Genomic DNA, 25222 nt, shown 5'->3' on the forward strand with positions numbered 1-25222 from the left:
AAAGAGTGGCCCGGAAATAAATTCCCGATTGGTCGATTGTACTTGTCGGAGTCTGGTGCTTTTGTGTAGGGGGTAAGTCGTTAGCTGGGGCTACGGTCAGGCGACTGGCTTAGCCTGTTTGTAATCGAGTATATTGATCTTCTCTTTACAGAACCCATATTCCTGGGGGTCGTTGCTGCTCACGATCACGAGGCGGCGGCTGCAATAATCATTGATCAATTGCTGGTAGAGGGCGATGCCTTCGGCATCGAGGTTGGTGCAGGGCTCATCGAGCAGCACGCAAGGCACATCGCTGAAGATGGCCTGGGCCAGCTTGACCCGTTGTTTCATACCACTGCTATAAAACCTGATCTGTTTGTGGGCTGCTTTTTCCAGTCCGACTACTTTAATAGCTTCCTGAATAGTGATAGCAGCCAGCAGGGGTTTGAACTGAATGTGAAAGTGGAGGAATTCGCTAACGCTCATCTCTTCGATCAACTCGAGATAAGGGGCGGCGATGGATATGTGGCGGAACAGCAGGTCGGGATTTGATCGTACGCCGTTGCGGGCAGGTGCGCCAGCCGGTGTAGCAGGCCTAGCAGTTGTTGCGTTGCCTTGGCCGGGTTGATCGGTGTTAACGACCTCGTAATCGAGGGTGCCTTCACTCATCATGAGGGCGCCGCCGAGCACTTGCAGCAAGGTGGATTTGCCCGAGCCGTTGGGGCCGGTAATCGCATAGGCGTTGCCTGCTGTAAAGTCGTAAGTAACGTTACGGAATATCCAATCGCGGTTGAAGCGTTTACCGGCTTTAGTCAGCGATATCTTCATCCACACTACCTTTTGAATAGCGTTTAATGATACCACGACCACTTTCGCGGATGAATGTTACGATCTCATCGCGTTCGTCGGTGGCGGGGAATTCTTCTTCCAGGTATTCGAGTGCCTGGCTGGTATTCATGCCTTTGTTGTAGATAACGCGGTAGATCTCGAGCAGGTGATTGATCTTATCGACCGTGAATCCCCTGCGTTTAAGGCCTACGGAGTTTACACCTGAGTAACTCAGGGGCTGGCGTCCGGCCTTGATATAAGGAGGAACATCTTTACCTACGAGTGAACCACCGCTTACGAATGCGTGCTGACCGATCTTCACGAACTGATGCACGGCACACATACCTCCGAGAATTGACCAGTCGCCCAATTCGACGTGACCGGCAATTTGGGTATTGTTGCTCATGATACAGTTGTCGCCGATCCAGCAATCGTGCGCCAGGTGGCTATAAGCCATGATGAGGCAATTCTTACCCACCTTTGTTTTACCACGGTCTTTGGTTCCGCGGTTGATGGTTACGAATTCGCGGATAGTTGTATTGTCACCTACCTCAACGAGTGTATCTTCTCCTTCGAACTTAAGATCCTGTGGAATGGCAGCGATAACAGCGCCCGGGAATATGCGGCAGTTTTTGCCGATGCGAGCGCCTTCCATGATGGTTACATTACTGCCGATCCAGGTTCCTTCACCGATTTCTACGTTCTGATGAATCACTGTGAAAGGGTCGATCTTAACGTTGGTGGCCAGCTTGGCGTTAGGATGGATATACGTGTGAGGATGGATCATTGTATTGACATTCTTGAGTGTAGCCTGGAAAGAGCCCTTTGAAGTGACGGACAGCTTTTCCCCCTGGGAATCCGGCTGTTCTTCGCCTGGCGTATACTTATGGATTGATTGATGTTTGATATAATGAGATTGTACTAAAATAGACAAAAGTCATGCAATTCACCCCTATAATCAAATATAATTTATTGAGATAGGGGCTTTCAAATGCTCCTAACCGATTCTTTAGCCGCGTTTTACCAACTGGGCCATCAAATCGCCTTCGGTAGCTATCTTATTGCCGATGTACACTTTACCACGCATTTCACAGATCCCACGACGTATTGGAGCTAATAACTCCATTTTCAAAATCATGGTATCACCGGGTACTACTTTTTGCTTGAACTTAACATTATCGATCTTGATAAAGTAAGTGTCGTACTCGCCGGGAGGCATGGCGTTGATACAAAGAATGCCACCTGTTTGCGCCAATGCTTCTACCTGCAATACACCAGGCATAACCGGATTTCCGGGAAAATGCCCCTGAAAGAAGGGTTCATTGAAGGTTACATTCTTGATACCTACGATGTGACGATCGCTCAGTTCGATGATCTTATCGACCAGCAGGAATGGAAAACGATGCGGCAACGTTTTTTCTATTTGCTGTAACGTATAAACCGGGGGTTGGTTTGCATCGTATACAGGAATATCTTTTACGTGCTTATTCTTCTTAATGTATGACTTGATCATACGCGCAAAATCGACATTGGTGCTATGACCGGGACGGTTGGCGATGATATGTGCCTTGATGGGATAGCCGATCAAAGCGAGGTCGCCCACAACATCCAGCAGTTTGTGCCGGGCTGGTTCATTTGAATAACGCAATTCAAGGTTATTCAGGTAGCCTTCACTTTTTACCTCCATGTTCTTGCGCCCAAAAGCTTTTGCCAGTCGGTCCATTTCGGACTCTGTGACTGGTTTGTCGACCACGACGATCGCGTTGTTGATGTCTCCCCCTTTGATCAGGTTGTGATCCAGCAGCATTTCCAGCTCGTGCAGGAATACAAATGTGCGGGAGGAAGATATCTCAGATTTGAACTCCTGCATGGATTTCAAACCGGCATGTTGTGTTCCCAGTACGGGGCTGTTGAAATCTATGAGTGTTGTGATCTTGTATTCCGTTGCAGGGAGGGCTGTCATTTCCACCCTTTTCTTTTCGTCGTAATGGGTGATGTTGGTATCGATGGTGTACCAGATCTTGGTGGCTTCCTGTTCTATCACGCCCACTTCTTCAATGATCTCCACAAAAGGCGAGGAACTGCCGTCCATAATGGGGATCTCGGGTCCATTGAGTTCAATGAGGCAGTTGTCGACGCCCATACCCACCAGGGCGGCGAGTATATGCTCTACGGTACTCACTTTCGCTCCGTTGTCTTCAAGGGTAGTTCCCCTGGATGTATCGGTAACGAGTTCACAATCAGCCTTTATGACTGGTTGACCGGGCAGATCGATACGTTGGAACTGGTATCCAAATCCTGCATTGGCGGGCTTGAGGGTCATATCGACCTTTATACCGGTATGCAGGCCGGTACCTGATATACTTACTGCTGAACCTAATGTGTGTTGTTTATCCGGATTGAAAGTAGCGTCCATTCGAGTTTTTTAAAGGATCGCGCAAAGATAACAGAAAGTTTAATTGCGGACTTCCTTTTGTCGGGTTGTTTACTATAATCGATTGTTAATGAAGTAGGTTGGTGCAAAAAGGGGAGGTGTGCGGGGGGATTGCGAGGTTATACCGGCCGGCAATATGATAAAAAGTCGCTATAAATAAGGAGGGAAGCCTATACGGCGGCCCGAAGCAATTATGGGGGATGCCTGATGGACAGGTGATATATAAGCCAAACCCGGGTCAGCAGCCTGTTCGGTTCGGCGCTGACCCGGGTCCGGGTCTCGATAATGTCTCGATAAGGTCTCGAAAAGGTCTCGGTAAGGTCTCGATAAGGGTGTCCTGGTGGCGCTTAGAGATTGACCTTTTCTGCCAGCAGCTGCTGCACGAGTTTTTCCAGTTCCTTGATGCGCCGTTCCATATCGGGAAGGTTACGGCTGAGGGCCTGGCTGCGCAGGGTGCTTGTATAATCGAATGCCGGTGAGCCTGTTACGGCTGTATTGGGCGTTTTGATCGATTTGCTGACGCCGCTTTGGGCATTGATCCGGGCGCCATCGGCGATGGAAAGGTGGCCTACGATGCCTGCCTGTCCGCCGATCAATACATTGTTACCCAGTTTGGTACTTCCGCTTACGCCGGCCTGTGCTGCGATCACGGTATTGTTGCCCACTTCTACGTTGTGAGCGATCTGGATCAGGTTGTCGAGCTTGGCGCCCGATTTGATCAGGGTGGAGCCCATGGTTGCCCGGTCGATGGTGGCATTGGCGCCAATTTCCACGAAATCTTCTACTACTACATTACCGATCTGCGGTACTTTCTTAAAGCTGCCATCGGCCTGGGGAGCAAATCCGAATCCATCGCTGCCCAGTACGGTACCGGCGTGGATGGTTACATTTTTACCCACTACGCAGTCGTGGTATACTTTTACGCCAGGGTGAAGGATGCTGTTATCGCCAATCTTTACATTGTCGCCAATGAAGGTATTGGGGAATATTTTTACGTTGTTGCCCAGACTTACGTTTTCGCCGATATAGCTGAAGGCGCCGATAAAGATGTTTTGACCAAGTTTAGCTGTTTTGGCTATATAGCTGGGTTCCTGGATGCCGGTCATTTGCTGGGTCATCACTTCCTGGTACTTTGCCAACAGGGTAGCAAAGGCGGTATAGGCATCGGCTACGCGCAAGAGAGTAGCTTTTACCGGTTGTTTGAGCTCCAGCGAGGTATTGATGATCACGATGGAAGCGCTCGTAGTGTACAGGTAATCTTCGTATTTAGGATTGGCCAGGAATGCGAGTTGTCCGGCCTGGGCTTCTTCAATCTTTCCAAACGAACCCACCGCGGCGTTGGCATCGCCTTCGACGGTTCCGTTAATAAGCATGGCTATCTGTGCTGCCGTAAATTGCATGGTTGTATTTTATAAATTCAGATAACAAATGTAATATTTTTTCACAGGGCTGGCGAGGGTTTGATGGATCAAAGCGTTGTCGACCCTGGAAATATCCCTTGCGGTACCATCTTTGAACAGGATATTGATCTTTTCTTCCCGTGGATCGTAGGTCGTATTTTCGGCTATCCCGCTGAACAGGAAGTAGTGACAATCGCGCGATTCGATCTCCAATGAGCGGCAAATCCTGTTCCGTTGTTCTTCCATCCAGGCCTCATCGGGGGGCGTGGCGGATATTTTAACTTTTAATAAACGGCGGGTTACGAGGCAATGGCAGAGTTTGGACAGCACCTTATCCTGATGGAACATCCAGTTCTTGATGGTGCTCAGTACATCGTAATCGTCGAGCAGGCAGAATCGCTCCAGGTGATCTTCGATGGAAGTTACCTGGTCGTGGTGCTGGAGGAAGAAATCGAATACGGGTGAGGTTGAGCTAACGGCAATGCCCCGGGTAATGAGCTCCTGTGCCCGTTCGATGACCTTGACCAGTAATTTTTCGGCGCCCAGCACGGTCTTGTGCAGGTATACCTGCCAGTACATGAGACGGCGGGATACCAGGAATTTCTCAATGGAATAAACCCCTTTTTCTTCTACCATCAATTCTCCATCACGTACGGCGAGCATTTTCAGGATGCGGTCGTAGCCGATCACGCCTTCCGATACTCCGGTAAAGAAGCTGTCGCGGGTGAGGTAGTCCATCCGGTCTACATCGAGCTGTCCGGAGATCAGTTGATGAAGAAAGGGTTTATGGTATTTATTCGTGAATATATCAATGGCGAGGGTGAGCGCTCCATTTAGTTCCTGGTTGAGGATCTCCATGATCTTGATGGAGATGGTTTCGTGGTGAATGCCTTTGAATAGTTTGTTCTCGAGCGCGTGTGAATAGGGGCCATGGCCGATATCGTGGAGCAGGATGGCGATCTTGGCTGCCACTTCTTCTTCGGGGGTGATCTCTACTCCCTTGTTCTTGAGTTCGTGCAGGGCATTGCACATGAGGTGGTAGGCTCCCAGCGAGTGGTGCAGGCGGGTGTGCACGGCACCGGGATATACGAGCTGTGCAAATGCCATCTGGTGAATGCGGCGCAAACGCTGGTACCAGGGATGCGCGATCACCTTAAAAACAAGCGGATGATCGATGGTGATGAAGCCGTAAACAGGGTCGTTAATGATCTTTCTGATGCCTGATGCCATTTCGCTGCTTGCTGTTTTGTTAAAATTGCTGCCAAAAGGAGTTGGCAAAAATACATATTAACTGATTGCACGCGGAATAATGTATTTTAGGGTGATTATTAAAACATTTACATGGCATTAGGAAAGATACTCTGGGTCGACGATGAAATTGAAAGTTTACAATCGCAAATCCTGTTCCTGCAAAACAAAGGGTATGAGGTAAGTGCGCTTACCAATGGCTTCGATGCCGTTGATTTTGTGCGAGAGAATTATGTGGATGTTGTGTTGCTCGATGAAACCATGCCCGGGATTACCGGTTTGGAAACGATTGCCAAGATAAAAGAAGTGAATCAGCAGATCCCGATCGTGATGATCACCAAGAACGAGACGGAAAACCTGATGGATGAGGCCATCGGCAGCCAGATATCCGATTACCTGATCAAGCCGGTAAACCCCAACCAGGTGTTGCTGAGCCTTAAAAAGATCATCGATAATAAGCGCCTGGTGGCGGAAAAAACCACTACGGCTTACCAGCAGCAGTTCCGCAACCTGTTCATGGCGCTGAACAGCAGCCCGGATTACAACGAATGGATGGAACTGTACAAAAAACTGGTGTACTGGGAGCTGGAAATGGAGAAGAGTGATAGTCCGGAGATGCAGGAAGTTTTCCAAACCCAGAAGAGTGAGGCCAATAATGAGTTCTTCAAGTTTGTGTCGAAGAATTATGCCAAGTGGATTGGGCCTAAATCGGTCGAAGGCCCGGTGATGTCGCACACACTTTTCAAATACAAGGTGATGCCGCATGTGGAAAAGGGTACGCCTACTTTTTTCCTGTTGATCGATAACCTGCGGTTTGACCAGTGGAAGGCCATTCAACCCATTTTTGCAGAAAGCTTCCGCATCCTTGAAGAGGAGAGCTTTTACGCGATCTTACCCACCGCTACTCAGTATGCGCGCAACGCGATCTTCAGCGGACTGATGCCGATGGATATCGAGAAGAACTTCCCGCAGCAATGGAAAAATGACGATGAAGAGGGAGGAAAGAATCTTTATGAAGAGGAATTCTTCCGTGCCCAATTGAAAAGGATGAAGCGGGATGATGTGCGGTTTTCCTATACGAAGATCCTCAATAACCAGGCGGGGCAGGATCTGGTAAACAATATCCATAACCTGCTGGTCAATGACCTCAATATCATCGTTTACAATTTTGTGGACATGCTAAGCCATGCGCGTACAGAGATGGAGGTGTTGAAAGAACTGGCCGGTGATGAAACCAGCTATCGTTCGGTGACCCGCAGCTGGTTCGAGCATTCGCCGCTGCACCAGGCGCTGAAAAAGATTGCGGACAAAAAGATCAATATCGTGCTGGCTACAGACCATGGCAGTGTGCGGGTAAAAACGCCGGCCAAGGTGATCGGCGATAAGCAAACGACTACCAATCTGCGTTATAAACATGGGCGCAACCTCAATTATGAGCCCAAGGAAGTGCTGGCTTTCCGGGATCCCAAGGAGGCGGGGCTGCCGGTACCAACGGTGAATTCATCGTACATATTCGCGAAGGAAGACCTGTTCCTTTGTTATCCCAACAATTACAACTACTACGTGAACTATTACCGGAACACCTTCCAGCATGGCGGTATTAGCCTGGAAGAGATGATCGTGCCGGTGATCAAGATGACTACGAAGTAGGCGCAAAGGAGCTACTTAGGAACCGGCTTTGATGAGTTTTAAGCCAGGAAAGACACCGCATCTGTTGCCAAAGCAACCCTGATGGGGCCGAAGGCGTCTTCTTATGGCAGGGTATTTGGGATCATTATTGTATAAAAGTGGTTGATTTTCTGTCCACCACGTGTGGAAAACATTAATAGCCTGTAAACGCTGCAGGGCAGACATTTGGCTAATTTTGTTAGTGAATTTGGTAGTACGACTATGAAATATACCCAGAACACATTAGATAAAATTGAACGTATCCTCGACGAGTTGGAATATGTGGTGCGTTACGAGCGGGGCAATTTCCAAAGCGGCTACTGTATCCTCGAAGATAGAAGGGTAGTAGTGCTGAATAAGTTTCTCCAGCTCGAAGGGCGTATCAATACCCTGATCGATCTTATTCCTCAACTGAATATCGATCCGGACATACTTTCTTCCGATGTGCGAAAGACGTATGAAGACGTGCTGATCCGGCATGCGGCAGCAGCAGCCGAGAAATAACTTCAAACTCCGTATTTTTATCGCGTGAGTTATCCTTCATTAAAGATCACTTTTTTAGGAACCGGAACGAGTAGCGGGGTGCCCATGATCGCCTGCGAATGCCCGGTTTGTCAATCGCCCGATACCAAAGACAAAAGGCTGCGTGCCAGCATTCTGGTACAGTCGGAGCATACGACGCTGGTGGTGGACACCGGTCCGGATTTTCGTTACCAGATGTTAAGGGCCAATGTAAAGCACCTCGATGCGATCCTTTTTACCCATCCCCACAAAGACCATATTGCAGGGCTCGACGACGTGCGGGCTTTCAACTTCTTTCAGCAGCAGCCTATGAAGGTTTTTGCCAATGAAATGACGCAGGAAGTGGTGATCCGGGAATTTCCCTATGCTTTTTATGAAACGAGGTACCCGGGTGTGCCGGAGATCCACCTCAATACGATCGATCTCAAACCTTTCACGGTAGGCGATATTGAAGTGACTCCGGTGCAGGTATGGCATTTGAAAATGCCCGTATTAGGCTTCCGGTTCGGGAAGTTTACCTATATCACCGATGCCAATAATATCGATGAATCGGAGAAGCAGAAGATCTGGGGTAGCGAGGTGCTGGTGTTGAACACCCTGCGAAAAGAGCAGCATATTTCCCATTATAGCCTTTCGGAAGGGATCGCGGTAGCCCAGGAACTACAGGTGCCGCAAACCTATTTCACGCATTTGAGTCACCAGATGGGTAAACATGCCGATGTGGGGCAGGAGCTTCCAGCCGGCATCCTGCTGGCGTATGACGGCCTGGTCATAAATCTATAATCTGAATTATTCGTATGTATAAGCATGTTGGCGGTTCATAAGGCTGCCCGATCTCTTATACTATGAAAAATTACCGGAAGCATTTCCTCAGCTACTCCAAAAAAGAACGTACTGGCATTTTTGTGCTCGTGGGGTTGATCATTGCTACGATCACTATTCCTTCGCTGGTACCGCCTCCCGTGATGGAGGCCGATAAAGCCGCTTTTGAAAAATTACGGGCTCAGTTGGCCAAACTGGAATCCGACAATTCCCCCCAGGATGAGACTTCGAAATCCCGCGAGGGACTGGCAGGCCACCATGAGGAGCCGGCATCGGCTGCCAGGAGTGGAGGCAGGTTGTTCCCTTTTGATCCCAATACGCTTGCGGTGGAAGGATGGATTCAGTTGGGGGTGCGTGCCCGTACGGCAGCAACCATTCAGCGATACCTCGCAAAGGGAGGTCGGTTCCGGGCAGTTACTGATATTTATAAGATATATGGTTTGAAGAAAGAAGAGGCTGATCGGTTGGTGCCTTACGTGCGGATACCCGTCGGGACCAATATGGACCGCTTTGCCGGCAGTGAAATGGTTGCGGGGTTGCCGGCTGGCAAAACCCGGGGTGAGGGGAATCGGGGAACTTCAGGCACGGGCGGGCGGGGAGCTTTCCGGGATGGACGTGGCAGTGGGCAGGATTTGAGCTATGGCCGGTACACGAAGCCTTCCGGCACGCCAGTAATCGACATCAACACTGCCGATACGACAGCCTTTATCGCCCTAAGGGGCATTGGCCCGGCACTGGCCGGCAGGATCGTGCGCTTCCGGGAAAAACTGGGTGGATTTCACCGCATGGAGCAGGTGGGAGAGACCTATGGTTTGCCAGACTCTACTTTTATATCCATCACGCCTTATCTGCAATGTATATCGCCAGTTCTTCGCACGATCGATATCAATAATGCAAGTTTCGAGGCTTTAGATGCTCACCCCTATATAAGCCGGCAACAGGCAGGCGCTATTGTGCGCTACCGTGAGCAACACGGCCCTTATCAATCTGTGGATCAATTGTTACAGATCACCATCCTTTCGCCGGAGGGGCTGGATAAAATAAGGCCCTACCTATCGGTCAGATGAGTTGGCAAATATTTCTCTTAAAAAGGAGCTAACAATTGTTAGTTTTTCAGAAATAGTACTATCTTGCACTGACCTCTAAGGGATTTCTTGCCAACGTATTAATTATCTTATGAATTTCGAGACTTCTGAATTAACACAGCAGGTAGCTCAGACTGCCCGGGACTTTGCGCAACAGCATATCAAGCCTCATGTGATGACATGGGATGAAAGCCAGGAGTTTCCACTGGAGGTTTTCCGGGAAATGGGGAAGCTGGGATTGATGGGGGTTTTAGTACCCGAGAAGTATGAAGGTGCCGGACTTGGTTACCTCGAGTATGTAGCGGTGCTACAGGAAATAGGAAAAGTTTGCGGCTCCATCGGTTTGAGTGTCGCTGCCCACAATTCGCTCTGTACGGGACATATCCTCGCTTTTGGTAACGAAGAGCAAAAGCAAAAGTTCCTGCCCAAACTGGCTACCGGCCAGTGGCTGGGCGCCTGGGGACTTACGGAGCCGAATACCGGCAGTGATGCCGGCAATATGAAAACAACGGCGGTGCGCGATGGCGATCACTGGGTGCTGAATGGCACGAAATGCTGGATCACCCACGGTAAAAGTGGCGATGTAGCGGTAGTGATTGCGCGAACGGGCGAGCCGAGATCGAAGGATAATGCCACGGCTTTTTTGGTTGAGCGCGGCACGCCTGGGTTTTCGGGCGGTAAAAAGGAAAACAAGCTGGGCATGCGTGCCAGTGAAACGGCAGAAATGATCTTTGATAACTGCCGTATTCCGGATAGCAATCGCCTGGGTGAAGTTGGATCGGGTTTCAAGCAGTCGTTGAAAGTGCTGGACGGTGGTCGTATCTCTATTGCAGCCCTATCGCTGGGCATTGCTAAAGGTGCTTACGAAGCCTCCGTGCAGTATTCAAAAGAGCGGCATCAGTTTGACCAGCCTATTTCCAATTTTCAGGGCATTTCCTTTAAGCTGGCGGATATGGCTACGGAGATCATGGCAGCCGAACTGCTGACCCTGCAGGCCTGTGATCTGAAGATGCGTAAGCAGCCCATGACAAAAGAGGCGGCGATGGCCAAGTATTATGCGAGTGAAGTAGCGGTGAAGGTGGCCAATGATGCAGTACAAATTTTCGGGGGATATGGTTATACCAAGGATTTCCCGGTTGAAAAATATTATCGCGATAGTAAGTTATGTACTATCGGTGAAGGTACCTCTGAAATTCAGAAGCTGGTTATATCCAGAGAAGTTTTGAAAGCCTAAGGTTACGAAAGGTTGCTTGTCACGTCAAAAGGTCCCGTTGGTTGCGGGACCTTTTTTTATTGGTGCGGTTTTGATATAGCCTGTTTTATTGCGAACTTTTTATATGTGTTGGGCTGTTGGTATGCGTTAGAAAAGTTCTTCAATTTTCTTGTGCAGCAAATGTTGCCGATGTAACTTTGGGTATGAACAAAGAAGTCGGTTATATAGGACGGGGCTTCTTACTGATGCTGGTGGTTTTAGCCGGCCTTGGGATTGTTCGTTTTCTCTCTTCTACCGGGCGCCCGCCTACTGCGGAGGACACTGCGCCCACTTATATTACCATTACTGATGACCATGGAGCACCGCGTGTTTATAATGCGCGTGGGAGGGCTTTGTTTGATACGCATTGCAGCACCTGTCACAAGTTAGATAAAGATGATGGCGACATGCTCAGGTTGCCGTATGTCGAAGAAAGAATTACTGATAAAGCGTTGCTGTATGGTTGGATACGCAACAATGATTCGGTCTTAAAAAGTGGCAACAAGTATTTCAACGCCTTGTATGAAAGGTGGAACAAGACCGCGATGACCGCTTTTCCCAACCTGAGCGACCAGGATATCGATGCCATGCTGGAATACCTGCGACAGCGCCGCAAGTAATTGATCCAACCCCGCCATCTGTGCGGCATTGCCTCTCGACAATGCTGCCTGTCACGACTTTGCTTAATACCATTTATTATGAATAAGGAACTTGGTTATGTATGGGAGGGTACCTTCCTGGTAGTTGTAGTTATTATAGGCATGTGGGTGGTGCAGGTGCTGGGGAATATCGGGGCATCAATTGACGAGCAGGCTGACGCTGAGGTTGCCAAAACGGAAAAGAAAGCAGTGGTACAGTTAACGGGCAATTCGGCGAAAGGAAAAGCTTTGTTTGATGAAAAATGCGCCACGTGCCATGGTGTAGACAAGGAGCTTACAGGGCCTGCCTTGCGCGGTATCCAAGATCGCGTTAAAGACAAAAAACTACTGCACGACTGGATCAGGAATAGCCCTGCCGTACTGAAAGCCGGTAATCCCTATTTCCAGGGGCTTTACGAGAAATATGGGAAGGTTTCTATGAGCGTATTTCCCAGCCTGACCGACGAAGAGATCGACAATATTCTACTCTACATCGGTATGTAGACTGTTATTGCCGGTTAGGGCATAAAATCGTCGTCATCACTCTTCTTAGCATATTTATCAAACACTTTGTCGATCGCACCGCCGAAGATGGGGAACTTTTCTTTGGCAAAGTTCTTCACGATCTCCACTGCCTTGTAGGCTTGTTGTTCACTGAGTCCTTCGGCCATGAGTTTTTTGATCAGTTCGTCCATACCTGTAAGATTTAATAGTGAGTACAAAAAAACAGAGGTACGGGTTGCGTGCCTCTGTAAATATAAAAAGATGTTCTTAATTCTTATGCTACTTTCAGCATGCTCATCTTGGTCTTGTCGAACTTCTTCTGTGCATACTCCAGGGTGAGGTGGAATACCTGCTGTTTGGAGGTGGGCATTTCGAACATGGCATCGATGAGTATGCTTTCGCAAATGCTGCGCAAGCCACGGGCGCCGAGTTTGTATTCGAGTGCTTTATCGACCATGAAGTCGAGCACATCTTCATCCACATTGAGCTGAATGTTTTCCAGTTCAAAGAGGCGTTTGTATTGCTTGATGAGTGCGTTCTTGGGTTCTGTAAGAATTGAGCGCAGGGTCGACTTGTCGAGCGGATTGAGGTGGGTTACCACCGGCAGACGGCCGAGCAATTCGGGGATCAGGCCAAACGACTTGAGGTCGGTGGCGTTGATGTACTGCAGCAGGTTTTTCTTCATGTGCTCCTGCAGATCCTTGTTGACATTAAAGCCGATCGCGTTGGTATTTACCCGGCGGGCAATCACCCTGTCGATGCCATCGAAAGCGCCACCGCAAATGAACAGGATGTTCTGGGTGTTGATCTTGATGAGTTTTTGTTCGGGGTGTTTACGACCTCCTTGAGGCGGAACCAATACATCGGTACCTTCCAGGAGTTTCAGGAGGCCCTGTTGTACGCCTTCACCGCTCACATCGCGGGTGATGGAAGGGTTATCCCCTTTGCGGGCGATCTTATCGATCTCGTCGATGTACACGATACCTCTTTCGGCAGCAGGCACGTCATAATTGCACACCTGCAGCAGACGGGTAAGGATACTTTCGACATCTTCACCAACGTAGCCGGCTTCTGTGAATACAGTTGCGTCTACGATCGCGAATGGAACGTTGAGCAATTTGGCGATGGTTTTTGCCAGCAGGGTTTTACCCGTACCGGTTTCTCCCACCATGATGATATTGCTCTTTTCGATATCCACTTCTCCTTCGGCACTTTTGTGCTGAAGGCGTTTGTAGTGATTGTATACTGCTACAGCCAATACCTTCTTAGCTTCGTCCTGCCCGATCACGTATTCATCGAGGAAACGTTTTACCTCTACCGGCTTCTTTACATTGAGTTTGAAAGAAGGGGAGGCGGCAGGCGTTTCGCTGCGGATCATGAGCTCCTGCTCGATGATCTCGCGGGCATGTTCTACACAGTTCTCGCAGATATGTCCTTCCTGGCCGGCGATCAGGATCTTCACCTCATCCCGGCTGCGTCCACAAAAAGAACAATGTAAGGTTGTTTTTGCCATTGGTTTTTTTCTTCTCCGGCTACAAAGGTATTCAAAGGGATCGCTAAATCCAATTAAATAGCCCTCGTCCGGGGCATTGGGTAAGTTAAAAAAGCTCAACGGGTTATCCGTTGAGCTTTAATGCGTTATAGTTTTTCGAAGACCTTATCGACGATTCCGTATTCGATGGCTTCCTTAGCATCCATCCAGTAATCGCGGTCGAAGTCTTTCATGATCTGTTCGGGCTTTTTGCCACAATTCTCGGCCAGGATCTTTGCGCTGATCTCTTTTACGCGCTTGGTTTGTTTGGCCTGGATCTCGAGGTCGGCGCTAACTCCCTGGATATGACCACCGAGGCTGGGCTGGTGGATCATTACTTCTCCGTGGGGGTAGATATAGCGGCTGCCTTTGGTTCCACCACTGAGGAGGATGGAGCCCATAGAGGCTGCCAGACCCATACAGATGGTGCTTACGGGGCTTTTCAGCATGCGCATGGTATCATAGATCACCATACCGCTGGTTACGATGCCACCGGGGCTATTGATATAGAACTTGATCTCTGTACCGGGCTTGTCCGCGTCGAGCAGCAGCAATTTGGCTGTTACGTCGCGGGCCGATTTATCGTCAACTACTCCCCACAGGTGAACACTGCGGGTTTCGAAGAAGTACTGCTCCAGCTTTTTGCTGAAGATCATCAGATCCGATTTGGGCGCCTCTTCTTTTTCGTCGTCTTCATCATCCATGCGATAAGGCTTCGATAAATATTTTGAGTAGTTCATATGATAATCTGTTGTTTGTGGTTAGTCTTCTTTTTTCTCTTTCCTTGGATTGACGAGCAGCACTTCATCTACCAGGCCATATTCTTTGGCTTCGGTAGAAGTGAGCCAGTAGTCGCGTTCGCAGTCTTTTTCAACCTGCTTGTTTGTTTTGCCGGTGTGGGTAGAGATAACGTCGTACAGGTTCTTCTTGATCTTCCTGATCTCGTTCACCGTGATCTCGATATCGCTGGCCTGGCCACCGATGGCGCCACTAGGCTGGTGCAACATGACGCGGCTGTGCCTGAGGGCTGTTCTTTTACCCTTGGTACCTGCGCAGAGCAGTACGGCAGACATAGAGGCAGCCATACCGATACAGATGGTCGATACATCGGGAGTGATGTATTGCATGGTATCATAGATGCCCAAGCCGGAGTATACGCTACCGCCGGGGGAGTTGATGTACATCTGGATATCGCGGGTACGGTCGGTGCTTTCGAGGAACAATAGCTGGGCCGTTACGATGTTGGCTACTTCGTCATTGATGGGGTAACCGAGGAAGATGATCCGGTCCATCATCAGGCGACTGTACACATCCATTACGGCGACATTCATGGGACGCTCTTCAATGATATTGGGCGTAAGATTGGTTACCTGATATTTATGGTAATCATTCAACGTATTGCTGGAAATACCCCTGTGCTTCACCGCATATTTTTCAAATTCTTGGCTGAGGTTCATAAGATTTTCCTATTGATTTAGTGAGCAATTTAAGTCATTTGGCAAATCAATTACCGTGCTATATAAAAAATCGGACATTTTGCCAGAAATAACGGTTTGGTCGTCATGGCATTGCCCAAATAGAGGACGAATTTGGCAGATGAGGCGGAGCCGTAACAGGCTGGGTCAACAAAAAAGCCATCCGGCGGGCGGATGGCTTTTATCTTTTACAGCGGTCACCGATTAATGGTGGTGGTGCTGGTGTTTTTCCAGTTCTTTGGTGAATTCTTCTACTGTTACAGGCTTATCGGTTGCCTTTACTTGTGTTTCGGCCCAGCCAAACACTTTCTCCGTTTGAATGCGGTGGTAGGCATCTTCTACAAACTTCCTGTCCTGCATCATACGGTTGATGTAGTCGGCAACCCAGGGTTGTTCTTCGCCGCCACCGGGCATGCCCATGTAGCTGAACAACTGATTGCGGGCGAACGCCTGCAGGTCTTCGGGCTTCACTTCGATGTTGTTTTCGCGCACCAGCTGATCGATGATCAACGTCCACTTAAGTTGGTTGGCGAATGTGGGGAATTCAGCTTCAGCCTGCTCAGCAGTCTTGGGCGCTTCGCCACCTTGCTGGATCCAACGCTTCAGGAACGTTTCGGGGAACTCGATCTTGGTGTGGTCGAGCAGTACGTGGTACAGTTCGTGTTGCAGGTGGTTGCTGCTTTGTTTGTTCCAGTAGGATGCGCTCTCTTCTTTTACCGTATTGCGGAACTCTTCTTCGGTCTTAATGTTCTTGCCGGGGAAGGCTGCTTCGAAGAAGGTTTCATTGAGATCAGCTTTTTCTACCAGGCCTACCTTCGTGATCAGCATGTTGAAGAACTTGCCGGCTGCTGCAGCATCGTGCTTGTCCAGGCCGAGGTCGCCGAGAACCCATTCTCTTTCCTTTTCGTCGAATGCCTTGTTCAGCTGAACCAGTATTGCATCGTCCTTCTTACGGCCGTGCAGGGTGTTGCGGAAGTTTTCTGCAAAGTATTTTACCAGGAGTGAGTTATCTTTCTTGATGCCACCTTCTACTACATTACCTTCTTCATCAGCTTCGGTGAATGTAACGTTCAGCACATTGTCATCACCGGTTACTGTTTCGGGGTCGGACATTTTACCGTGACGCAGACGCAGACGGTCAACTTCTTCGTTGATCATCTCATCTGTGATCGTAACTGCATAACGGGTAGTTTTTTCCTTGGCGAGGTCGGCCACTTTGAAATCAGGCTTCAGACCTACTTCGAATGCAAAAGCGTATTCGGTAGGTTCATTAAAATTCAACTGACGGGCATCATTCTCGGGCAGGGGGAGCGGCTGGGCAAAGATCTCCAGCTTTTCGTTCTGCATGTAATCTGTCAGTTGTTTCTCCACCGTTCTCAGTACTTCGTCGGTGAAAACAGACTGTCCGTGCATTTTCTTGATCATGCCGGCAGGAACCATTCCTTTCCTGAAACCAGGTATATTGGCAGTTTTACTATAAGTTTTGAGTGCTTTCTCGAAAGAAGGCAGATAGTCTTCTTTGGCCACTTTAACAGTGATCTTGTCGTTCAGCAGGCCTATATTCTCTCTGGTAACTGTTGCCATATTGCTTTTTTTATAAATTGGGGTGCAAAAGTACGGGAAAATCTCAATAGGCTAAAACGGTAAACTATGCCCGGTTACGGGTATTAGGCAAAATGTTTTCTATTATGCAGATTATGAATGACTTATGCAGGAATGGGTTCATGACTCTGGCGCAGGGATATCTGCCAGCTTTTACCCTTTGTCCTGTAATACCAGCAGGGGTATCTTAGTTTCATAGGCCATGGCTGTTGTGGTGCTTTTCGAAAAGATCCGCTCGAAGAAAGTGTGTGCATGGGCTACCATGACCAGGACCTGACTATCCTGTTGCTGGAGATACTCGCTGATGCCGTGGGTTACCGACTGATCGACGATGTTTACAAATTCATGGTCGTAACCATTAAAGACCTTTTCCGTACTGGTACGGCCTGCCAGCTCTTCTGCCTTCACCACATTCTTCTGGACGTTCAGGATATGAATGCGTGCGCCCAGCGTTTTGGCTATTTTCAGCAGTGGGGTAAACAGGTTGATATTGGTTTTATAACTGAAGTCGCTGGCATAGGTAATATGCTGTATGAGTTTGTAGCCCGCATCGTGCGGTATGATCAACACGGGGATCTTCACTTTCCGGATGACGTTGGTGGTGGTGCTGCCAATGATCTTATCGATGCCGCCGGCTCCTTTCATGCCCATCACGACCAGGTCGGCCGATTGTTCGGCTATCAGTTCGCGGATCTCGTCCGACGCAATGCCGATCCTCACCAGGTATTCTACCTGCACGCCGTAGGTGGCTTGCAGCTGATCGGCCTCCTTCTTCAAAAATGCCTCGTTTTCCTTCTGCATTTCATCGGCGGTAACCATCACATAGGGCACTTCACTTACCGGCGTGGGCAACATATACGCATGGAACAGGAGCAGCCGGCTGTTGAATATCCTGGCCAGCTCGGCGGCGTACACGGAGGCATTGCGGGAAACTGGTGAAAAGTCGACGGGAACGAGGATCGTTTGCATAATGGATGGTTTGTATAAAGTTACCAAAGGTTGTTGGGGTTAGGCGCTACAAAAAAAGAATACCAGGCTGGCAGGTGTGATGCAGCGCCAGAAGCCTGGCGCGGTGTAATATGGCGAAATGTGGCAGGCGGCCCACTAACTGATCGGAAAAGTAGGTAGATAGAAAGGGGGGTAGACAGACAGGTGGCCGGAAAACCGGGGAACCTCAGTGGGAGCAATACTGCAGACGGGCAAGAAGTGGGGAGGTAAAGCCAGGCCGTGTCGGAATGGCGGCTGGGCTAGCTGGTTTGTAGTGCTTCAATAAGGAAAAAACGGCTCGACAGCGCGAATGTGGAGCGGGTGTAAGTGCGCCGGCCATGGTTGGGGCTGGCGACAAACCGGATTGGGTATCTAATTGCCCAGCTCGTGATTGTCAGATCATTTTGTCCTTTACAATTTTCATCAGTTCCTGCCGGTAATTGTCGCCGGTAACAATTTCGGCCGTTATGCCTTTCAGCAATACACGATTTCCTTCTATTCCCGAGATGCGATCCAAAGCAATTATAAACGATTTGTGGATGCGCAGGAACCTGCTGGAGGGCAGGCGGTCCTCTATTTCTTTCATACTGGCGTATACGAGTATTTTTCTGCCGCCTGTGTGAAATGCCACATAGTTCTTTCTGCCTTCGATATAATCGATCTCTGCCAGGGTTATCCTGATCAGCTTCCCTTTCGATTCGGTCTTTACAAAGAGGTAGTCTTCTCCCGGCTGTTCCAGATCGGTGGCTGGTGCCGACGACTGCAATATGGCTGCTGCTTTTTGTACTGCCGTGAGGAAGCGTGGCAGACGGATCGGTTTAAGTAGATAGTCAACTACGTCGAGCTCGTATCCATCCATGGCAAATTCGCTGTATGCCGTAGTGAGGATCACCCTGGTTTTTCCCTGGAGGGCACGGGCAAGGTCTATGCCCGACAGTTCGGGCATTTGTATGTCGAGGAAGACCAGGTCGATCTTTTGAGCAGTCAGGATGCTTAGTGCTTCGAGCGGGTTGGTAGTGGATGCCGCCAGTTGCAGCAAGGGCGTTTGCCCGATATAGTATTTCAATATATCCAGTGCAGGCTGTTCATCATCGACTATCAGGCAACGTATCATAGCGCGTGGATGGTTAATTGGGTGGTATAGATATGTTGTTCATCTTTTATATCCAGACTGTATCGATCCTGGTAAGCGAGTTCCAGCCGCTTTTTGATATTATCCAGACCAATACCTGTAGACATTTCTTTGGGACCCTGCTTCTTTTTGTTGCTGCAGTAGAACTGCAGGCTGGTGCCGTTTAGCGACAGGCGGATCGTAATCGGGTGCCCAGTACTTTTCAGGTCGCCGTGTTTAAAAGCATTCTCCACGAGCGTGATCAACACGAAGGGTATGATATGTACACCATTTACTACGCCATTCACTTCAAATTGCACCTGCAGGTCGTTGTTGAATCGTAGCTGGTGTATCCTGATCACATTGCGCAAGTGCTCTATTTCGTCTTTGAGGGCGGCCTTGCCGTTGGTGAGGTTAGGATCGGTAAGGGCATAGCGCATGATCTCGCTCAAAGTGAGTATCCCTTCCGCCAATTCGGGCGAGTAGGGCAGGGACCTGGCATAAAGGAAATTGAGGGTGTTGTGGAGAAAGTGGGGATTGATCTGTGCCTTCAGGAAGTTGAGGTTGGCATGAGCTTTCTCTATCTCAAGCTGCCCTTTTTGCGCTTCCAACAACTTGCGATGTTTTTTTTCATCGATCGTATAGACGATGAATGCAATCAACAGGGCTGGTGCGGCCGACAGGAACAGGCACATCACGAAAAAGACGATCATCGCTCCGGGCGACCAGACCCCTTCGATGGTTCCGGGGCGCATGCGATCACTCACGGACATGTATACAAAATATACCGTGGTTAGCAGGAGCGTTGTTGCCAGGTAGTAAAAGAATCCTTTGCGCTGGCCAATGAGGTGATAGAAGAAATTAAGGGCGTAATAATAAAAGCCGGCAAAGAATATCGTATTGACTACCACTTTGATGTAGTAGTAGGTCGAGAACAATAGCGAGAATTCGCGTGACCGGTCTTTAGTGGGAAACAGGTACAGGGAGGCTATGACCAATACGATCAGTATGGCGTAGGTGATGGCCACTGTGCCCAACACAGTCCGAAAGGCAAAACGCCGGTTTGATGGTACCAGATATTTCATTGATTACCTGCTGATGGTGGCATCAAGGTAAGAAACTATTGGTGCAGTGGCGGCAATAGAGCTTGCGAGTCTGTATTTTTTATACGAAACCGATCATTGTATATACGAAACCGGCGCCTGGAATAGCTTAATCGTTCTTCCTGATCGCGTTGGCAATGGCCTCAAGGTGTTCGTTGAATGAGTTCAGTTGAACCAGCATTTGTCCCGTGGTGTCGTTGGCCTCCATGCCTGCGAACTTGTTGTTCTTCCGGAAGGTTTCTTTGATGTGATTCCACCGTTCGGCTTCTGTCTCCGGCAAAAAGTCTGCTATCTCTTTTAGTTTAAGGAGGTTGGCTTCAGCATCGGAGGTGAGGGTTTGCGACTCCCCTTCGTAGTGCGACCGGATGAGCGTGTTGATCTCTTCGGGGTTCATCAACGGCACTACCTTCCCCACCATCTTGTTCATATTGCGGTACGAACCCTGCAGTTTAAAAGAGGGCTCCATGCGATAGGCATCTTTCATGGCCGCGCTGGCGATGTATTGCTGGTTTACCTTAATGACTACTTCCCGTATCCGCAGTACATTCTTCAATACGGCGATGGCGTCATCGATCTCCTGCCGATTGTAATTGCCTTCCAGTTCCGGCAGCATCTCGCTGGCTGTTTCGAGGTGGTTGATCAGTTTGTACAGGTCCTCGAAACTACGATTGGCAATGCGCTGGAGGTAACTGTTCTCCGCCATGGCATTTTCGATAAGGCTCAGTTTAAATAGCTGATCCGACCCGCCGATCACATCGCCCAGGTTGTATACATCTGCCCGGTTGGCGAGCATGTCCGGTATTTTGAATTGTTCGCCGCTCTCCGTGTAGGGGTTACCCGCCATTACTACACAGAACCTTTTACCCCGCAGATCGTAGGTTTTGCTGTCTCCTTCGAATATGCCATCCATTTTACGCTGACCATCGGCCAGGGATATGAATTTTTGCAGGAACTCGGCGCTGCAGTGCTGAATATCGTCAATGTATAACATGACGTTATCGGCCATTTCGAATGCCAGGTTGATCTTCTTCAATTCTTCCCTTGCACCGGAGGTAGTGGCTTCCTGCGGGTCGATGGAAGTAATGCGATGACCAATGGTAGGACCGTTGATCTTCACAAAATGAAGTCCCATGGTTTTTGCCAGGTACTCCATGAGGGTTGTTTTACCGTAGCCCGGTGGAGAAACCAGGAGCAGCATGCCCATCCTGGCTGTGCGTTTGTCATTTCCGGCTGCGCCGATCTGCTTGGCCATATTGGCCCCGATCAAGGGGAAATAGACCTCATTGATGAGGCGGTTGCGCACGAAGGAGCTCAGCACCTTCGGTTCAAACTCGCTTATCTTGAGTTGTTGCCGGTAAGTGGCGGCCAGTTGTTCCCTGAGCTGGTTGAAGGCACTAAAGGCCGGCACGGTCTGCGAGAAATACTGCTGCAGCCGGGCCATGAACCGGTGAAAGCTGAGGTTGTAGCGCGTGTCTTCTATTACAGGGTGTGTGCCTTTTAATCCTTCCAGTCGTAATTGGTCAGCTGCGGCCCTTTCTTTATAAGGGTGATCTTTAAACAGCAACAGGCATACGGTTTCATCCACATATTGCTGGTCGGCCTCTACGGGTTGTGTTTGCAGGAAAGCCTGCAGCCAGCTTTGGATGATGTAAAAGCGATCCATTACACTAAAGGCGGTATTGGTGACTTCCTGTTGAAATATCTCGGCCCGCTTTTTTGATTGAAGGTATTCTTTGAATGTTTTACGCAAATGAAGTGCCTGTTGACTGGCTGTAAAATTGCGGGTGGTGGACAGCTCCACATACAGATAATGCGCTACGGCGCCGGGTATTACTGTATCATAAACGATACCTGCCTGCTCGTAGCGTGCAGCGATCTCCTTTTCCACAAAGGCTGTTTGCCGGCTATTGGGAAAACTATCCTGGATGGCGTGGGTGGCCGTGATAAAGTGTTGCAGCTTGGTGCGTACTGGTTCTTCCAGCTGAAACCAGAACAATTGTGCGGCTACCCGCACAGCAGGGGCATGTTGCAGTATACCCAGTTCTTCCTGGATTTTCTTAAGACCCTGGTAGATGATGCTGGCATCCGTATTGTGAACGCCCTTCAGGTAGGAGGCTGCGTAATCGCGTTCCGTTTGATCGTTCAGGAATCCTTCCGCATCCCAACCGGGTGGTTGCGACAGGCTCTCCAGAAAGGTTTTGTAGGCCAGGTACTCTGACCGGTAAACGGTTCCGTTCTCGGAGATGATCTCCTGCTCCCAGATGGCCCGGTGCTGGTAGAGCTCGGCGGCGGTAACCTCTTTGTAAAAGCTGGTGCCGATGAGGTGATAGAAGAGACGCTCGTTGCGGCGCACGATGGTGAGGTCGAGTACCTGCTTGTTCACCACAAACTTGTAGGTGCCGAGGCTAATAATATTTTGACCGTCTACAAATAGATCGGTTTTATCCTTGAGGTTGCGCAGGGCGTTCTCCTGGGCTACTTTTACGAGGTTCTCGAGATTCTCTGCTTTGGCCACATCGCCCAGGTCGCTCAGCTCCTGACTAAGACCGCGCAGTTTGTCGATCATGAGGTCGGTCGAGAAAAAGGCGTAGATGCTTTCCTTATTATCAAACGACTGTGCTTTGTTCTCTACATTCTTCAATACCCTCAGGCCAATCTGTTCCAGCGAAGCGGTGCGCTTGTTGATCTGGGCAATCAGCATTTCCTTTTTGCCGTTGAAGGCCTTGATCACTTCATCGCGCTTATCGGCGATCTTATTGACGAACTCTTCAAAGTCGGCAAACTTACTTTCGAGCTCCTCTATCTGTATGCTGATCTTCGTGAAATAGTCTTCGCATTTTTCTGGCGAGCTGGAGAGGTTTAGGAAGTTGACAATGCTCTGGTCGAGCAAGGTTATCTGTGCATAAAATTCGCCGGTTGATTCCTTCGACCGCAACGCCGTGATGGTCCGTACGAGGTCGGCCTTCACTTCGTTCAGCGATGAGAAGATCAACGATATCTTTTCTACGATCCTGGTAGTTTGGGTGGTATCCTCGATCTTGAGGCTGTTGAGGATGTCGATGAGCATTTCCAGTTCTTCCGCAATATCTTTTACCGCTTCTTCTACCGGTTGTGCGTCTATTACTTTCGAGATACCGCTTACTGCTTTCTTCTGTTCTGTTACCCTTGTTTCGTAGGGCGTCAGGGCATCTTCCTTCAACAGGAACTGGATGGTGTCCTGCGAAAGGGATGCGTTGTATTGCTGCAGGGTTTCTTTGAATCCGTTGACTGCCTGGGTATCGATGTACTTTACATTCAGCAGATCGATAACGGCGCCCTGCATGCTGCGGGTGGCGGCCAGGAGGTCGACCAACTGCTGCAAGGACGTGATGGATGCATTCTTGACGTCAATGACCAGTTGCTCCACCTTCTTCTGCATGGCCAGCAAAGCGTCTTTGGCATGCTGTCGTTGTGCCTGCACCTTGGCAAATTCATCGATGGCTGTATTGGCAATATCGCGGATCTGCGATAAAGGGGTGGCTATGTCGAAAGTAGCGGCATCTTTTAGCCAGAAGTAAGCGTCGATGATGTCGTTGGACCTTTTATGGATGTCCTCATAGAGGTCTTCGTAGCTGTCTTCCTTTTGCAGTAACTGTATCACTTCCTGGCTTTCGCTCATGGCGCTCACAATATCCTTGTTGCCGATCTTGTACAGGACATTGTTGCTCATGGCGGTATTTTCCTTCAGGGTGAGCGTGTAGGGCGTCTGCCATATCTGCACCTGGTGATGCCTCACCGCTTCGATCTCTGAGCGGAAATAGACCAGCGTACCGTCGTTGAATACGGTGAATCCGTTACAAATGATCGGCGTTTCTACCTGTTGCGCGATCATATTATACGACATCAACACATAGGTATTGGTCGTTTTCTGGTAGAAGATGTACAGAAAGTCCTCTCCATTGGGAGAAGCTATGCTGCGTACAAACTCCAGTTCAGTAATATCAGATTCGAAGATCTTGTACTCACCGTTTTGCAGGTAATAACCATTGGGAAAAATGACGCCCTGGTTATCGGGCAGTAATATCCCGGCATCGAGCAGGTTGGGAATGGGGATTACCTGTTTGGTGCGTACGTTGAAGATGTAGGACCTGAATGTTTCCTGGTAGGGTTTTATTTTGATGGGGATCAGGTTGCCCAGGTCGGCATAATGATACTCCGCATCATCGAGTTGCTGGTCTTTGTTGAGCACGGGCTCGGCGTATATGCCTTTACCCGTATCGGTATTGTTCTCGATCTTGAAGGTAATATCGCCATGCAGGGCTTCAATAAATACTTTATTCAATACCGAGATATGCGGATGCAGGCCCAGGCGGCGGTGGCTGAGGTCGGTCTTGATCCATTGGAAATCGTGCTGGGGTGATTTACGGACCTCATGTACACTGCGGTCATCGATATAGATGAGCCGGTCGTTCTTGATGAGCCATTTGAATGCTTTGCGGTCGTCGGGGTTCTTACTCGTTTGGAAAATCATAAACAAATGATTTTCCGTTTTGGTGAACCGCGCAAATATCGAATCCCGGTAGTACCGGTACAGGTTGGTGAAGTCGGTTACGAAGTTGGCGTCTTCGATCAGCGTGAGCGGCTGCGACTCAAAATGGTTGCCGGTGAACTTGTAGATACTGAATACGTCACTGAGCTTAATATCCTCGCGCAGGCCGAAATGTACGTTGTAGGCAAAGATGGTGAGGTCGCCAAAGGCCATGATGCCGCGCGCCACTCCGTTGTTTTCGGTAGTGATGCGTTGGTTGGCGATCAACTGAAAGCCGGAGGAATTGAATATTTCCTTGCGGGCTGTATTCAGTTTGGCCAACCGCTGTGCCAGATCGAGCCGCTGATCGTTTAACCGGTTACGGATAATTTCATACGTGCCCGAATCCAGTACCGCTGTCATGTTGTTCTCAGTGCCTGCCATGCGTTCAATAAGATATGAGTTCTATGTAAGCGCCGGCAGCTTTTACAATGACTGCCGGCGATGTGATCAGGTTATTTCCTTG

Annotated in this window: 21 protein-coding genes; 7 read left to right on the forward strand and 14 right to left on the reverse strand. The window is 49.3% G+C overall.

Annotation, left to right across the window (positions count from 1 at the left end; genetic code table 11):
* Positions 1-96: 96 nt before the first annotated feature.
* The 5 genes from P2H89_RS03100 to P2H89_RS03120 all read right to left on the reverse strand — a co-directional run bounded on the left by P2H89_RS03100 (position 97) and on the right by P2H89_RS03120 (position 5871).
* Positions 97-807, reverse strand: coding sequence for an ATP-binding cassette domain-containing protein (locus tag P2H89_RS03100; RefSeq protein ID WP_275825031.1), 711 nt, complete (start codon positions 805-807; stop codon positions 97-99).
* Positions 788-1741 (reverse strand): acyl-ACP--UDP-N-acetylglucosamine O-acyltransferase, encoded by a 954-nt coding sequence (gene lpxA, locus P2H89_RS03105; RefSeq protein ID WP_275825033.1) that lies wholly within the window; start codon positions 1739-1741, stop codon positions 788-790. Before lpxA ends, P2H89_RS03100 begins: the two co-directional genes overlap by 20 nt.
* A gap of 75 nt (positions 1742-1816) precedes the next feature.
* Positions 1817-3223, reverse strand: a complete 1407-nt coding sequence (locus P2H89_RS03110; RefSeq protein ID WP_275825034.1) for a bifunctional UDP-3-O-[3-hydroxymyristoyl] N-acetylglucosamine deacetylase/3-hydroxyacyl-ACP dehydratase — start codon at positions 3221-3223, stop codon at positions 1817-1819.
* A gap of 365 nt (positions 3224-3588) precedes the next feature.
* On the reverse strand, positions 3589-4641 hold the full coding sequence (gene lpxD / locus P2H89_RS03115; RefSeq protein WP_275825035.1) for a UDP-3-O-(3-hydroxymyristoyl)glucosamine N-acyltransferase: 1053 nt from the start codon (positions 4639-4641) through the stop codon (positions 3589-3591).
* Positions 4642-4650: 9 nt separating this feature from the next.
* Positions 4651-5871, reverse strand: coding sequence for an HD domain-containing protein (locus tag P2H89_RS03120; protein ID WP_275825036.1), 1221 nt, complete (start codon positions 5869-5871; stop codon positions 4651-4653).
* A gap of 111 nt (positions 5872-5982) precedes the next feature.
* Here P2H89_RS03120 and P2H89_RS03125 point away from each other — a divergent pair, with 111 nt between their 5' ends.
* The 7 genes from P2H89_RS03125 (at position 5983) to P2H89_RS03155 (ending at position 12380) form a co-directional block, all read left to right on the forward strand.
* Complete coding sequence (locus P2H89_RS03125) at positions 5983-7539, forward strand: response regulator (RefSeq protein WP_275825037.1); 1557 nt, start codon at positions 5983-5985, stop codon at positions 7537-7539.
* A gap of 240 nt (positions 7540-7779) precedes the next feature.
* On the forward strand, positions 7780-8061 hold the full coding sequence (locus P2H89_RS03130) for a hypothetical protein (protein WP_275825038.1): 282 nt from the start codon (positions 7780-7782) through the stop codon (positions 8059-8061).
* A gap of 24 nt (positions 8062-8085) precedes the next feature.
* Entirely contained in the window at positions 8086-8862 is a 777-nt protein-coding gene (locus P2H89_RS03135; RefSeq protein ID WP_275825039.1) for an MBL fold metallo-hydrolase, read from the forward strand.
* A 62-nt stretch (positions 8863-8924) separates the two neighbouring features.
* Positions 8925-9968, forward strand: a complete 1044-nt coding sequence (locus P2H89_RS03140) for a helix-hairpin-helix domain-containing protein (protein WP_275825040.1) — start codon at positions 8925-8927, stop codon at positions 9966-9968.
* 109 nt (positions 9969-10077) lie between these two features.
* Positions 10078-11220, forward strand: coding sequence for an acyl-CoA dehydrogenase (locus tag P2H89_RS03145; protein WP_275825041.1), 1143 nt, complete (start codon positions 10078-10080; stop codon positions 11218-11220).
* A gap of 182 nt (positions 11221-11402) precedes the next feature.
* Positions 11403-11858 (forward strand): cytochrome c, encoded by a 456-nt coding sequence (locus tag P2H89_RS03150; protein ID WP_275825042.1) that lies wholly within the window; start codon positions 11403-11405, stop codon positions 11856-11858.
* A gap of 78 nt (positions 11859-11936) precedes the next feature.
* Positions 11937-12380 carry a c-type cytochrome gene (locus tag P2H89_RS03155; RefSeq protein ID WP_275825043.1) on the forward strand — a complete coding sequence of 148 codons (444 nt, stop codon included), beginning with the start codon at positions 11937-11939 and terminating at the stop codon, positions 12378-12380.
* 14 nt (positions 12381-12394) lie between these two features.
* On the opposite strand, the gene P2H89_RS03160 is transcribed toward P2H89_RS03155, so the two are convergent.
* From P2H89_RS03160 to P2H89_RS03200, 9 genes are all read right to left on the reverse strand, one after another.
* On the reverse strand, positions 12395-12571 hold the full coding sequence (locus P2H89_RS03160; protein ID WP_275825044.1) for a hypothetical protein: 177 nt from the start codon (positions 12569-12571) through the stop codon (positions 12395-12397).
* 83 nt (positions 12572-12654) lie between these two features.
* Positions 12655-13893: an ATP-dependent Clp protease ATP-binding subunit ClpX gene (gene clpX / locus P2H89_RS03165; protein WP_275825045.1), complete on the reverse strand. Its 1239-nt coding sequence runs from the start codon at positions 13891-13893 to the stop codon at positions 12655-12657.
* Between the two features lie 125 nt (positions 13894-14018).
* A complete protein-coding gene (locus P2H89_RS03170) occupies positions 14019-14651 on the reverse strand; it encodes an ATP-dependent Clp protease proteolytic subunit (protein ID WP_275825046.1) in 633 nt (210 codons plus the stop codon).
* Between the two features lie 21 nt (positions 14652-14672).
* Positions 14673-15368, reverse strand: coding sequence for an ATP-dependent Clp protease proteolytic subunit (locus tag P2H89_RS03175; protein WP_275825047.1), 696 nt, complete (start codon positions 15366-15368; stop codon positions 14673-14675).
* Between the two features lie 222 nt (positions 15369-15590).
* Complete coding sequence (gene tig / locus P2H89_RS03180) at positions 15591-16970, reverse strand: trigger factor (RefSeq protein ID WP_275825048.1); 1380 nt, start codon at positions 16968-16970, stop codon at positions 15591-15593.
* Positions 16971-17141: 171 nt separating this feature from the next.
* Positions 17142-17957 carry a universal stress protein gene (locus P2H89_RS03185; RefSeq protein WP_275825049.1) on the reverse strand — a complete coding sequence of 272 codons (816 nt, stop codon included), beginning with the start codon at positions 17955-17957 and terminating at the stop codon, positions 17142-17144.
* 412 nt (positions 17958-18369) lie between these two features.
* Positions 18370-19089, reverse strand: a complete 720-nt coding sequence (locus P2H89_RS03190; protein ID WP_275825050.1) for a LytTR family DNA-binding domain-containing protein — start codon at positions 19087-19089, stop codon at positions 18370-18372.
* Positions 19086-20171 (reverse strand): histidine kinase, encoded by a 1086-nt coding sequence (locus P2H89_RS03195; RefSeq protein ID WP_275825051.1) that lies wholly within the window; start codon positions 20169-20171, stop codon positions 19086-19088. Before P2H89_RS03195 ends, P2H89_RS03190 begins: the two co-directional genes overlap by 4 nt.
* A 127-nt stretch (positions 20172-20298) precedes the next feature.
* Positions 20299-25140, reverse strand: a complete 4842-nt coding sequence (locus P2H89_RS03200) for a DNA repair ATPase (RefSeq protein ID WP_275825052.1) — start codon at positions 25138-25140, stop codon at positions 20299-20301.
* Positions 25141-25222: the final 82 nt, after the last annotated feature.

This window comes from Paraflavitalea sp. CAU 1676, assembly GCF_029223285.1.
GTDB lineage: Bacteria > Bacteroidota > Bacteroidia > Chitinophagales > Chitinophagaceae > Paraflavitalea.

Coding starts and splice junctions, on each gene's coding strand:
- P2H89_RS03130 (WP_275825038.1), top strand. CDS start 7,780: ATGAAATATACCCAGAACACATTAGATAAAATTGAACGTATCCTCGAC.
- P2H89_RS03160 (WP_275825044.1), bottom strand. CDS start 12,571: ATGGACGAACTGATCAAAAAACTCATGGCCGAAGGACTCAGTGAACAA.
- P2H89_RS03195 (WP_275825051.1), bottom strand. CDS start 20,171: ATGAAATATCTGGTACCATCAAACCGGCGTTTTGCCTTTCGGACTGTG.
- P2H89_RS03125 (WP_275825037.1), top strand. CDS start 5,983: ATGGCATTAGGAAAGATACTCTGGGTCGACGATGAAATTGAAAGTTTA.
- P2H89_RS03145 (WP_275825041.1), top strand. CDS start 10,078: ATGAATTTCGAGACTTCTGAATTAACACAGCAGGTAGCTCAGACTGCC.
- P2H89_RS03120 (WP_275825036.1), bottom strand. CDS start 5,871: ATGGCATCAGGCATCAGAAAGATCATTAACGACCCTGTTTACGGCTTC.
- P2H89_RS03155 (WP_275825043.1), top strand. CDS start 11,937: ATGAATAAGGAACTTGGTTATGTATGGGAGGGTACCTTCCTGGTAGTT.
- P2H89_RS03150 (WP_275825042.1), top strand. CDS start 11,403: ATGAACAAAGAAGTCGGTTATATAGGACGGGGCTTCTTACTGATGCTG.
- P2H89_RS03200 (WP_275825052.1), bottom strand. CDS start 25,140: ATGGCAGGCACTGAGAACAACATGACAGCGGTACTGGATTCGGGCACG.
- P2H89_RS03100 (WP_275825031.1), bottom strand. CDS start 807: ATGAAGATATCGCTGACTAAAGCCGGTAAACGCTTCAACCGCGATTGG.
- P2H89_RS03185 (WP_275825049.1), bottom strand. CDS start 17,957: ATGCAAACGATCCTCGTTCCCGTCGACTTTTCACCAGTTTCCCGCAAT.
- P2H89_RS03190 (WP_275825050.1), bottom strand. CDS start 19,089: ATGATACGTTGCCTGATAGTCGATGATGAACAGCCTGCACTGGATATA.
- lpxD (WP_275825035.1), bottom strand. CDS start 4,641: ATGCAATTTACGGCAGCACAGATAGCCATGCTTATTAACGGAACCGTC.
- P2H89_RS03110 (WP_275825034.1), bottom strand. CDS start 3,223: ATGGACGCTACTTTCAATCCGGATAAACAACACACATTAGGTTCAGCA.
- P2H89_RS03140 (WP_275825040.1), top strand. CDS start 8,925: ATGAAAAATTACCGGAAGCATTTCCTCAGCTACTCCAAAAAAGAACGT.
- clpX (WP_275825045.1), bottom strand. CDS start 13,893: ATGGCAAAAACAACCTTACATTGTTCTTTTTGTGGACGCAGCCGGGAT.
- tig (WP_275825048.1), bottom strand. CDS start 16,970: ATGGCAACAGTTACCAGAGAGAATATAGGCCTGCTGAACGACAAGATC.
- P2H89_RS03175 (WP_275825047.1), bottom strand. CDS start 15,368: ATGAACCTCAGCCAAGAATTTGAAAAATATGCGGTGAAGCACAGGGGT.
- P2H89_RS03170 (WP_275825046.1), bottom strand. CDS start 14,651: ATGAACTACTCAAAATATTTATCGAAGCCTTATCGCATGGATGATGAA.